Origin of the sequence: Streptomyces sp. NPDC086077, from assembly GCF_040686175.1 — a bacterium.
GTDB lineage: Bacteria > Actinomycetota > Actinomycetes > Streptomycetales > Streptomycetaceae > Streptomyces.
This window is the reverse complement of the sequence record NZ_JBFBJT010000200.1, coordinates 1-10,247: the sequence shown is the minus strand read 5'-3', so window position 1 is coordinate 10,247 and position 10,247 is coordinate 1. Positions and strand designations below refer to the sequence as shown.

General features: G+C 71.1%; 7 protein-coding genes and 1 pseudogene. 4 read left to right on the top strand and 4 right to left on the bottom strand.

Annotation, left to right across the window (positions count from 1 at the left end):
• Positions 1-128: 128 nt before the first annotated feature.
• Positions 129-713, bottom strand: coding sequence for a biotin transporter BioY (locus tag AB0O67_RS34090; protein ID WP_365458848.1), 585 nt, complete (start codon positions 711-713; stop codon positions 129-131).
• 307 nt (positions 714-1,020) lie between these two features.
• Between AB0O67_RS34090 and AB0O67_RS34085 the strand changes: the two genes are divergently transcribed.
• On the top strand, positions 1,021-2,400 hold the full coding sequence (locus AB0O67_RS34085; RefSeq protein ID WP_365458845.1) for an amino acid permease: 1,380 nt from the start codon (positions 1,021-1,023) through the stop codon (positions 2,398-2,400).
• Positions 2,401-2,506: 106 nt separating this feature from the next.
• Positions 2,507-3,148, top strand: a complete 642-nt coding sequence (locus AB0O67_RS34080; protein WP_365458842.1) for a superoxide dismutase — start codon at positions 2,507-2,509, stop codon at positions 3,146-3,148.
• A gap of 171 nt (positions 3,149-3,319) precedes the next feature.
• On the opposite strand, the pseudogene AB0O67_RS34075 reads toward AB0O67_RS34080, so the two are convergent.
• Positions 3,320-3,955: pseudogene (locus tag AB0O67_RS34075) on the bottom strand (DsbA family protein); the annotation flags it as partial.
• A 163-nt stretch (positions 3,956-4,118) separates the two neighbouring features.
• Here AB0O67_RS34075 and pepN point away from each other — a divergent pair.
• The gene (gene pepN / locus AB0O67_RS34070) at positions 4,119-6,698 is read left to right on the top strand and encodes an aminopeptidase N (RefSeq protein WP_365458851.1); all 2,580 of its coding nucleotides are present in this window, start codon (positions 4,119-4,121) and stop codon (positions 6,696-6,698) included.
• A gap of 213 nt (positions 6,699-6,911) precedes the next feature.
• On the top strand, positions 6,912-7,961 hold the full coding sequence (locus AB0O67_RS34065; RefSeq protein WP_365458839.1) for a hypothetical protein: 1,050 nt from the start codon (positions 6,912-6,914) through the stop codon (positions 7,959-7,961).
• 95 nt (positions 7,962-8,056) lie between these two features.
• Here the strand turns inward: AB0O67_RS34065 and AB0O67_RS34060 are convergent, their stop codons facing one another.
• Positions 8,057-9,223 carry a serine hydrolase domain-containing protein gene (locus AB0O67_RS34060; protein ID WP_365458837.1) on the bottom strand — a complete coding sequence of 389 codons (1,167 nt, stop codon included), beginning with the start codon at positions 9,221-9,223 and terminating at the stop codon, positions 8,057-8,059.
• 284 nt (positions 9,224-9,507) lie between these two features.
• The gene (locus AB0O67_RS34055) at positions 9,508-9,963 is read right to left on the bottom strand and encodes an NUDIX hydrolase (RefSeq protein WP_365458835.1); all 456 of its coding nucleotides are present in this window, start codon (positions 9,961-9,963) and stop codon (positions 9,508-9,510) included.
• Between the last annotated feature and the right edge of the window lie 284 nt (positions 9,964-10,247).

Below are 10,247 nucleotides of genomic sequence, written 5' to 3'. Positions count from 1 at the left end.
CCGCCATCACGTCGGCCGGCGACCTGTGGCAGCGGGAACTCGGCACCGTGCCCTACCTCGACCTGTCATGCGGCGACCTGCAGGCCATGGAGCAAGCCACCCCGGCCCCGCGCGGGATCACCGGATCGTCAGCGCCTGCCGATGAGCTTCCAGGCGGCCGGCAGCAGGCCCATCGCGAGCGCCGCCTTGAGCGCGTCCCCGATCAGGAACGGCGTGAGCCCGGCCGCGATCGCGGCGGAGGCGGACATACCGGTGGCGAAGGCCAGGTACGGGACGCCCACGGCGTAGATGATCGCCTCGCCCAGCAGCATCGCGCCCGCCGTCCGCCACGGGGAGCGGTCGGCACCCCGGCGGGCCAGCGCGCCGACGGCGGTGGCGGCCAGCAGCAGGCCGATGACGTAACCGAAGGACGGGGCGCCGGCGCCGGAGCCGCCCTCCGCGAACCACGGCATGCCGGCGACGCCGGCGAGCGCGTACAGCGCGAGGGAGAGGAAGCCGCGTCCTGCACCGAGCGCGGTGCCGACGAGCAGCGCCGCGAAGGTCTGCCCGGTGACCGGCACCGGGGTGCCCGGGATCGGCACGGCGAGCTGCGCGGCGAGGCCGGTGAGCACGGCGCCACCGACGACGAGCGCGACGTCGCGGACGCGGGAGGCGGGAAGCAGGTCGGCGAGGACCTGGCCCGGACGGGCGGGGGCGGCGGCAGCGGTGCTCATGGGGACTCCGCGAGTGAGGGCGGTTCGGGACACCGTGACGCTAACCCAGGGCACCGGGGCCGACCACCGTCACCGCCCGACAAAGGGACGCGCGTGACTGTGGTGGGCTCCTTACAAAGAGTGGTGATTACACGCGCGTCGGCGTGATACCGGTCACTGAGGTGAAGCCGTGCGGCTCACGCCCGGGGCGTGGGGCCGACTCTGTAGGGTCTCGCCAAATGGGCGGCCCCGGGAAAACACTGACCCGGCCTTTACACTCCGTGTGATTGTCCCCCTTGTCCCCTCACGTACTGGACGAACCGCGCCCATGTCCCGCACCACCCCCGTTCAGGCTCCGCCAGAGGCGGACGCGTCCCTGTCCCACGGACTCAAGCAGCGCCACCTGTCGATGATCGCCCTGGGCGGCGTGATCGGCGCCGGGCTGTTCGTCGGCTCCGGCGCGGGCATCGCCGCCGCCGGTCCGTCGATCGTCGTCGCCTATGTCATCTCCGGTGTCCTGGTGATGCTGGTGATGCGGATGCTGGGCGAGATGTCGGCGGCGTATCCGTCGTCGGGGTCCTTCTCCGCGCATGCCGAGCGGGCGATCGGGCCGTGGGCCGGGTTCACCGTGGGCTGGGCCTTCTGGGTGCTGCTGTGCACGGCCGTCGGGCTGGAGGGCATCGGCGCCGCGAAGATCGTCAGTGGCTGGCTGCCGGGGACGCCGGAGTGGGCGTGGGTGGCGCTGTTCATGCTGGTGTTCTGCGGCGCGAACCTCGCGGCCGTGAAGAACTTCGGTGAGTTCGAGTTCTGGTTCGCCGCGTTGAAGGTCGGGGCGATCGCGTTGTTCCTGGTGCTCGGCGCGCTGGCGATCGCGGGCGTCCTGCCCGGCACGGACTCCCCCGGCACGAGCAATCTGACGGACTTCATGCCGGGCGGCGGCGAGGGGCTGGTGATCGGCCTGCTCGCCTCGGTGTTCGCGTACGGCGGCCTGGAGACGGTCACCATCGCGGCGGCCGAGTCGGAGGACCCGGTCAAGGGCGTGGCGAGCGCGGTCCGCACGGCGATGTGGCGCATCGGGCTGTTCTACATCGGCTCGATGGCGGTCGTCGTCACCCTCGTGCCGTGGGACTCGAAGGAGGTCGTCGAGAGCGGCCCTTACGTCGCCACCCTGGACACGCTCGGCATCCCGGGCGCCGGGCAGCTGATGAACGTGGTCGTGCTGGTCGCGCTGCTGAGCGCGATGAACGCCAACATCTACGGCGCCTCGCGCATCAAATACTCGCTGGTGCGCCGCGGCCAGGGGCCGAAGGCGCTGGGCCGGGTGACGGGCGGGGTGCCGCGGATCGCGGTGCTGGCGTCCTGCGTCTTCGGCTTCGTGTGCGTGGTGCTCAGCTACTGGCGGCCGGACGACGTCTTCCCCTGGCTGCTGAACATGATCGGCGCGGTGATCCTCGTCGTCTGGATCTTCATCGCCGTCTCCCAGCTGCGGCTGCGCCGCCGGCTGGAGCGGGAGGCTCCGGGGAAGCTCATCGTGCGGATGTGGGCGTTCCCGGTGCTGACCTGGGTGGCGCTGGCCGGCATGGCGGCGATCTTCGTCCTGATGGCCCGGGAGCCCGACACGCGCGTGCAGTTGTACTCGACGGGCGCCATGACCCTCGTGCTGGCGGCCGTCGGCTACGGCTGGCAGCGGGCGCGCGCCCGGCGCTGACGCCGCCGCATCCCCCGAAAGGCCCCCACGTTCACGCGTGGGGGCCTTCTTGTTGCTAGGTTGTAGTTGCAAGCTCATTGCAATAAGAGGTCGGAGGGGACCCTTCATGCCCGTCTACACGCTGCCTGAACTGCCGTACGACTACTCCGCACTCGCCCCCGTGATCAGCCCGGAGATCATCGAGCTGCACCACGACAAGCACCACGCGGCGTACGTGAAGGGCGCGAACGACGCGCTGGAGCAGCTCGCCGAGGCACGCGACAAGGAGTCGTGGGGCTCGATCAACGGCCTGGAGAAGAACCTGGCCTTCCATCTCTCCGGGCACATCCTGCACTCGATCTACTGGCACAACATGACCGGAGACGGCGGCGGCGAGCCCTTGGAGACGGACGGCGTCGGCGAGCTGGCGGGCGCGATCGCCGAATCCTTCGGCTCCTTCGCGAACTTCAAGGCCCAGCTGTCCAAGGCGGCGGCGACCACCCAGGGCTCCGGCTGGGGCGTCCTCGCCCACGAGCCGCTGAGCGGCCGGCTGATCGTCGAGCAGGTCTACGACCACCAGGGCAACGTCGGTCAGGGCGCCACGCCGATCCTGGTCTTCGACGCCTGGGAGCACGCCTTCTACCTCCAGTACAAGAACCAGAAGGCCGACTTCGTCGAGGCCATGTGGCGGGTGGTCAACTGGCAGGACGTGGCCAGGCGCCACGACGCCGCCAAGTCCCGCGCGGACGTCCTGCTGCTGGCCCCCTGAGCCCTCCCCCATCGTCCTGCCTCGTGATCGTCTTCTCACCTTTCACGTCGGCAGGCGGAAAGACGAAAGCCCCCGCGAGGACGTGACTCGCGGGGGCTTTCGGCAGCACGTTCTGTGCCATGACGGCGGGTCGAAGGGCTCGGCCGAGCCCGGCGACTCCCAGGGCCCCGAGAGGTTGCTGAAGTCCGGGCCCTTGGTACGGGTGCGCTTGATCTCGTAGAAGCCCGGGACCGAGGCCACGGCGAGGGTGCCGTCCCAGAGGCGGGCGGCCTCCTCGCCCTGGGGGGCGGGGGTGACGACCGGACCGAAGAACGCGACCTCCTCGCCATCGGGGCCGGGGACCGAGATGACGGGCGTGCCCACCTCCTGGCCGACCTTGTCGATGCCCTCCTGGTGGGAGGCGCGCAGCTCGGACTCGTAAGGGGTGGAGTCCCAGTGCTCCATCAGGGACTCGGGCAGGCCGACGTCCTTCAGGGCGGCGACGACGGCCTCCTTCTCCGGGCCCTGTCCCTGGTTGTGGATGCGGGTGCCGAGCGCGGTGTAGAGATCACCGAGCACCTCGGGGCCGTGCTCCTGCCGGGCCGCGATGACGACGCGAACCGGCCCCCACGCCTTGGTGGCGAGCATCTCGCGGTACTCCTCGGGGAGTTGGTCCAGCTTGTCCTCGTTCAGCACCGCGAGGCTCATCAGGTGCCAGCGGACCTCGATGTCGCGGACCTTCTCCACCTCCAGCACCCAGCGGGAGGTCATCCACGCCCAGGGGCACAGCGGGTCGAACCAGAAGTCGACGGGGGTCTTGTCCGACATGTCTCTCCTCATGAGGAAGTGAATCTCCCGGGGAACTTCCGCAGAACACCGCCACGCGCCGGACCATTCCCGGCTGCCCCCCGTCAGCAGCACATGGGAGGATCGGTCCTGTTCAGCAGTGTCCGACGAACCCGCGTCCGACGAACCCGAGGGAGTGCCGCCCGTGCCCGGTGAGAATCTGACCCGTGACGAGGCCCGGGAGCGGGCCGCCCTGCTGTCCGTCGACGGGTACGACGTGTCGCTCGACGTGCGCTCCGCGCTCGGCGAGGCGTCCGGCGAGGGGCCGCGGACCTTCCGCTCGGTCACCACGATCAGGTTCCGCTGCGCCGAGCCGGGCGCGGCGAGCTTCGTGGACCTGATCGCGCCGCACGTCACCGCGGTCTCGCTGAACGGCCGGGACCTCGACCCCAGCGAGGTCTTCGACGGCTCCCGGATCCTGCTGGAGGACCTCGCCGCCGACAACGAGCTGATCGTCGACGCGCTGTGCGCCTACTCCCGTACCGGCGAGGGCCTGCACCGCTTCGTCGACCCCGAGGACGGCGAGGTGTACCTGTACACCCAGTACGAGCCGGCCGACGCCCGCCGGGTCTTCGCCGGCTTCGAGCAGCCCGACCTCAAGGCGCCCTTCCGCTTCGAGGTGCGGGCGCCGGAGGGCTGGACGGTGTGGAGCAACGGGGCCGGGCAACTCGCCGACGGAACCTGGCGTTTCGCCGAGACCAAGCCGATCGCCACGTACATCACCTGCATCGCGGCGGGCCCCTACCACTACGTCACGGACTCCTACACACGTGAGTTCGACGACGGCACGGCGCTGGAGATCCCGCTCGGCGCGCTGTGCCGCAAGGGCCTCGCGCCCTACTTCGACACCGACGAGATCTTCCGGCTCACCAAGCAGGGCCTGGACTTCTTCCACGACCACTTCGACTACCCGTACCCGTTCGGGAAGTACGACCAGGCCTTCGTGCCCGAGTACAACCTCGGCGGGATGGAGAACCCGGGCCTGGTGACCTTCCAGGAGGAGTACCTCTTCCGGGGGAAGGTCACGCAGACCTCGTACGAGCACCGCGCCACGGTGATCCTGCACGAGATGGCGCACATGTGGTTCGGCGACCTGGTCACCATGGAGTGGTGGGACGACCTGTGGCTGAAGGAGTCGTTCGCCGACTTCATGGGCTCCTTCTCGCTGGTCAGCGCCACCCGCTTCACGGACGGCTGGATCGCCTTCGCCAACCGCCGCAAGTCCTGGGCCTACCGCGCCGACCAGCTCCCCTCCACCCACCCCGTCACCGCCGACATCCGCGACCTGCAGGACGCGAAGCTGAACTTCGACGGCATCACCTACGCCAAGGGCGCGAGCGTCCTCAAGCAGCTCATGGCGTATGTCGGCGAGGAGGCGTTCCTGGAGGGCGCGCGGCGCTACTTCAAGCGGCACGCGTACGGCAACACGCGCCTCGGCGACCTGCTGTCGGTGCTGGAGGAGACCAGCGGGCGGGACATGGGCGCCTGGTCACGGGCCTGGCTCCAGACGGCCGGCGTCAACTCGCTCACCCCGCAGGTGCTGCTGGACGCGCAGGGCCGCGTCGCGGAGCTGGCGGTGGTGCAGGAGGCGCCCGAGTCGCACCCCGAGCTGCGCCCGCACCGGGTGCGCATCGGACTGTACCGCCGTACGGCGGGCGGGGCGCTGGAGCGGTACGCCACCCAGGAGGCGGACGTCGACGGGCCACGCACGGTCGTGACGGGGCTGGCCGGTGCCGAGGCGCCGGAACTGGTCCTGGTCAACGACGACGACCTCACGTACTGCAAGATCCGCTTCGACGAGACCTCTCTCGCCACCCTCAAGGAGGCGCTGGGCGAGCTGACCGACCCGCTGGCCCGCGCCCTGTGCTGGTCGGCGCTGTGGAACATGACACGGGACGCGCTGCTGCCCGCGCGGGACTTCACCGACCTGGTGCTGCGGTTCGCGGGGCGCGAGTCGGACATCGGCGTGCTCCAGATGCTGCACGCCTGGACGGAGTCGGCGCTGATCCACTACGCGGCGCCGAAGTGGCGGTCCACCGGTGAGGAACTGCTCGCGGAGGGCGCGCTGCGCGAGCTGCGGGCGGCCGGGCCGGGCAGCGAGCAGCAACTGGCCTGGGCGCGTTTCTTCGCGTCCGTGGCGTCCGGCGCGGAGCACCTGCGGCTGCTTCAGGGACTGCTGGACGGCACGGAGCGGATCGACGGGCTGGCGGTGGACCAGGAGCTGCGCTGGGCGTTCTTGGAGCCGCTCGCCGCGCACGGAGCCGCCGACGAGCAGGCGCTGGCCGCGGAGCTGGCCCGGGACGACACCGCGTCCGGCCGGCGTCGCCAGGTCCGCTGCCTCGCCGCCCGCCCCTCGGCGGCCGTCAAGGCGCAGGCGTGGGCGCAGGTCGTGGAGTCGGACGCGCTGTCCAACGCGCTCGTCGAGGCGACGATCGCGGGCTTCGGCCAGCCGTCCCAGCGTGAGCTGCTGGAGCCCTACGCCGAGAAGTACTTCGCGGTGATCGAGCGGGTGTGGCAGGAGCGGTCGATCCAGATCGCGATGCACGTGGTGCGGGGCATGTTCCCCGGGCTGCGCGCGAGCGAGGAGACGCTGACGGCGGCGGACACCTGGCTGGCGGCGCACGAGGACGCCGCCCCGGCCCTGCGCCGCCTGGTCCTGGAGGCCCGGGACGACCTGGCGCGGGCCCTGCGCGGACAGGCGTGCGACGCGGCGGCGAACGGCTGACCAGTAGCTTTGGCCTGAGCTTGGGCCGTTGGTCACCGTTACGAAATTCAGGCAACAATAGCCGTAACCCCTGGTCCACACCCGAACGGACCAGGGGTTTTGGCTGCTCTCTCGGCATCCGAACATGCGTCCTTTAGTGCGAGCTTGTCGGGATTTGTCGACGGGCGTGTAACAGCGGTTAAGGGGCGGATCAGCCGCGGGAATCCCCGGGTCATGAACCACAACACCCCGCTCTCCCCCCGCCCCCTGCACCACCTGTCCGACGGCCGGCGCCGCGTCATGACGGCCGCTCAGCTGCGCGCGCACGGCGTCTCGGCCGCCGAGACCAACGAGCAGTGCAAGTCGGGCGGCCCCTGGCAGGAGCTCCTCCCGGGCGTCCACCTGCTCCACCCCGGCCCGCCGACCAGCGAGGAGCGACTGCACGCGGTGCTGATGTACGCGGCCCGGGAGTCCTCTTCCGGGGTCCCGGCCCAGCCCGGCGCCGAGGACGAGCAACGCCCGCTGTACCCGGAGGCGATGATCACCGGCCTCGCCGCACTGAACCTGCACGGCTTCGCCGCCGTCCCCCCGCTGCCCGCCCTGGACCACATCGACGTGCTGGTCCCCCGCCTGCGCCGGCTGCGCTCGACGGGCTGCGCCCGGCTGCTGCGCACCTCCGCGCTGCCCACGCCGCAGCACCGCACGGGCCTGCCGGTCGCGCCGGTGCCGCGGGCCCTGGCCGACGCGGTGGCCGACCTCGCGGACGCGGGTGCGGTGCGCCGGCTGCTCACCGAGGCGGTACGCGGCGGGCACTGCGAACCGGCCGCGGTCGTGAGGGAGCTGAACCAGGCCAGGCTGCTGAGCCGCCCGCACGTCGTGGACGCCGTGGACTCGCTGCTGGCGGAGGGGCGGGCGATCGCGGAGGACCGGCTGTACCGCATGATCCGGGAGTTCGGCCTGCCCGACCCGGTGTGGAACGTCGACCTGCGCCTGCCCGGCGGCCCGCACCTCGGGGGCCTGGACGCCTACTGGCCGGAGCACGCGGTGGCGGTGGAGCTGGACACCCGGGCGCCCCGCCAAGGCCGTCGGCAGGAGGACGACGCCCTGTGGTCGGAGTACGCCCGCAAGCGTGAGCACCTGGAGCGACTGGGCATCACGGTCGTGTACATCACGCCGAAGAAGCTGCGGGACGCGATGGAGCAGCAGGCGACGGTCGTGCGCACGGCGCTGATGGCGTCGGCGGACCGGGACCCGGCGGCGTATGTGGTGGTGCTGCCCCGGTAGTGACGGACCGGGGCCGGCGTCAGGAGGGGAGAGGAGGGGCCGTCCGGCAGCGATGCCGGGCGGCCCCTCCTCATGTCACGGCAGGGCGGAGCATGTCACCGCGTCTCGAGACGCGTTCCGGCTCCGCGGTCGCCGCAGAACTCCGCCTCGATCACCGCGTCGGCGTCGCCCGCCCAGTCGCCGTTGAAGTTGAAGGCGAGGGAGTGCCGGGCGTCGGGGGTGGTGACCGCCTCGGACGAGGAGCCGTGGATGCCGCCGCCGTGGCCCCAGACGTGGACACCGCAGGACAGCTTCCGGTCCATCAGGCCCAGTCCGTAGGCGGCGTTCGGGGCGCCGTCGATCCGGACCGTCGTCTTCATAGCCTTCAACTGCCGTGGCGGCAGCAGCTTGCCGCCGAGCAGTGCCCGGTAGAAGCGGTTGAGGTCCGACGAGTCGGAGATCATCTCGCCGGCGGCGTACGCCATGGAGGGGTTGAGCCTCGTGACGTCGTACGTCGGCCCGGTCGCCGTCTGCGCCAGCTTGCCGTACGCGCGGCTGCTGGGCTGCGGGACGGCGGCCCGCGTGCCGGGCACCGACGTGGCGTGCAGGTGCAGGGGCTCGATGATCCGGTCGCGGATCTCCGCGCCGTACGGACGTCCGGTCGTCTTCTCGATCACCATGCCGGCGAGGACGTAGTTGGTGTTGGAGTAGCTCCACGAGGTGCCCGGCGCGAAGTCGGGCTCGTGGGCCATCGCGACCGCCACCAGCTCGGCCGGCTTCTGCGTGTCGTAGCGGTGCGCCAGGAAGCCGTCCTTCAGGAAGTACGTGCGGCCGAACTCGTCGTCCGAGGTGTAGTCGAAGACGCCGCTGGTGTGGTTGAGCAGTTGACGGAGGGTGATCTTCCGGCCGTCGTGGCCGTTGCCCCGTACCGCGCCCGGCAGCCACTTCTCCACGGTGTCGTCCAGCGACAGCCGGCCCTCCGCCTCCAGCTGGAGCAGCACCGTCGCCACGAACGTCTTGGTGATGCTGCCCACCCGGTACCGGTCGGCCGCCGAACGCGGCTGGCCGGTGCGGAGGTTGCCCACGCCCTCGGTCGCCCGCCAGGTGCGGTGCCCGTCCTTCACGGTGGCCGTCACACCGGGCACACCGTCCCGCACGGCGGCCCGCATCGCCTCGCGGGTCGTGTCGTGGCCGCCGGTGGTGGGGGCCGCCAGGGCCGCGCCGGCCAGGGCTGCCGACAACGCGACGGCCGTCGCCGCCACCAGGGTCACTCGTCCGTTCATGTCTTCCCCCATCTGATCCCCTCGGATCCTTTTCGGATCACAACACAGTCGGAGGAAGAAACCGTGGGCACCGCGTGAAAGTTGCTGAAGGGCGTCCCGGTTGGGCGGGTTTCAGCCCTTCTTGAGGACCAGCTCGGCGTTGCGGTCGCGCGCCCCGCCCGAGTCCGTCGATCTTGGACCATCCTGGGCGCCGACGGCGGCTCGTCGGACGGCGTGGGGGCCGTCACCGGGAGTTCGTCCGGCGGGGCACACGGCGGAAGCACGACGGGGCGGCGCACCCCGTCCTACGCCAGGTCGACGCGCCCCGCGGCCGGGCGTTCCCGCCACAGCCGCAGGCCCAGATCGACCAGGCCGATACGACGCAGGGCGGGTACGGCGTCGAGGTCGTGCCAGGCGGCCATGTCGGTGGAACCGCCGACCTCGTGGCACAGTTCGCCGCCGACCACGGTCCCCTCGTAGACCAGGCGTACGCCGTGGTGGTCGGTCGCCCGGCGGAAGCGGGGGCCCGGGAAGGCGCGGTGGAGGGAGTTGACCCCGAGGATGCCGGTGACCTCGATGCGGTAGCCGGTCTCCTCGCGCACTTCCCGGCGGACGGTGTCGTAGGGATCCTCGCCGTGCTCCATGCCACCGCCGGGCAGCACCCACTCCGGTGTCCCGTCGGGGGCCGGGGAGCGGGCGAGCAGCACCTGGCCGTCGCGGACGCATATGGCGTAGGCCGCCACCCTCAACTTCTTGCGCACGAGGGGACGCTATCCCGTCGGACCGGGAACGCCGCCCCCCACCCGAAATGTTCCGCTCACCCCCTCTACCCCTCAATGCGCATCGCGGGTTTTCCCCATTCATCCATTTCGATGCGGTCAACCCTCGCCAAACTTCCCATTGTTGCGTAAGGCTGAGCGGTCGTCCGGGACCGGATTCCGGACTGTCTCGTTCCTTAACCAACAAGGGATGCCGATGACCCTCACCCCCCAGAGCGAACCGATACCGGGCGCGAGACGCGTGGCCCGGATCGCCGTGGCCGCCG